The organism is Azorhizobium doebereinerae UFLA1-100 (genome assembly GCF_000473085.1).
GTDB lineage: Bacteria > Pseudomonadota > Alphaproteobacteria > Rhizobiales > Xanthobacteraceae > Azorhizobium > Azorhizobium doebereinerae.
The window spans coordinates 1-1128 of record NZ_AXBA01000106.1 but is presented as its reverse complement, the minus strand read 5'-3'; the positions used below and the strand labels follow the sequence as shown (position 1 = coordinate 1128).

The following is a 1128-nucleotide window of genomic DNA, read 5'->3' as shown; positions in this document are numbered from 1 at the left end:
GGCTTTGACGAGATCGGTTCCGTCTCGCGAAATGGTCTGGGCTGACACCCGCCGCTCCCCCAAAAGGACGGCGTTCCGGGCCAGCCCCGAAACGCACCTCGGCGATCATGGGGAGGATGGGGGAGCGTTGGACGGGTGACTGGTGTCGCCGACTGCTTCTGTATGGTGGGAATTTTGACCCTTTGCCGACCTTCGAGCGCCCTCTCGGAGACGTCCGCTTCGCGCCCCCATGTCGGTCATTCGAGCGACCTTCGTGAATGCCCGAAAGAGGACATTGGCGGCTATGCCGTCTAGTGCCGGAATGGGGTGGAAGCGGTCCGTCCGATATTGCGCTGTGCACGACCGCTTGCGTCAGAAATGGTCGTTGCGCAACCATCCGCAACTACCGATACCCGTCTATTCAAACCGCCGCACTGCGGCAGATACCAAGTCGGTTGACTCGTTGGCGCTGTCAAAAATATAGACGGGTCGAGCCGTCAGAACCGCATATTGTGACGCTAAGCTAGCTTGGACTGCGGTATGAAAGTCCGCCTGATACGGGCTTGGAATCCGGCGACCGCGGCGGTCCCGCTCTATGCGCTCTACGCTCAGTGCGCTGTCTGCTATAAGCACCCAAAACTCGTCGATCTGCAGCGTTTCGAGCTTAGCCAGAGAAAATGGGGCGATGCGGAAACCGTAACTTTCAATCGTAACGTGATGGCTATCGATGATCAGATTGTTTTGTCGCCGGAATTCGTGCGCCCAGTCCGCCATCTGGCGGTCGACTTCATCGATATCCGTCTGAGTGACGCGGCCATCGGTCCCGTCGCGAAGGCTTTCCCGACTTACGGATTTGAGCAGGGCTGACATCGCCCGGCCATACTCGAAAACCTTCAAATCAGAGATCTCTGCCGCCAAGCCTTTGATAAGGGTGGACTTTCCCGAAGCAGGAGCGCCGGTCAGATAAACTAGCTTTTTCATTCTTATATCACCTAATGACAATTTGACCTGAGACCCATTTTTCCTCCGGCATAGGAGAGAGTCCGCAGGTTGATTGATCCGAGACCATTTCTTGGACCGCCGGCCGTTAGAGTTTCCGGCCCCTACTCACGGCGGCGGGCTGGGTGCGCCGCCGGAGTTTTGTAACGT

General features: G+C 57.4%; 1 protein-coding gene. It reads right to left on the bottom strand.

The features are described 5' to 3' along the window. Window positions 1-396: 396 nt before the first annotated feature. The gene (locus tag YU1_RS33205; RefSeq protein ID WP_084540147.1) at window positions 397-960 is read right to left on the bottom strand and encodes an AAA family ATPase; all 564 of its coding nucleotides are present in this window, start codon (window positions 958-960) and stop codon (window positions 397-399) included. Between the last annotated feature and the right edge of the window lie 168 nt (window positions 961-1128).

Coding starts and splice junctions, on each gene's coding strand:
- YU1_RS33205 (WP_084540147.1), bottom strand. CDS start 960: ATGAAAAAGCTAGTTTATCTGACCGGCGCTCCTGCTTCGGGAAAGTCC.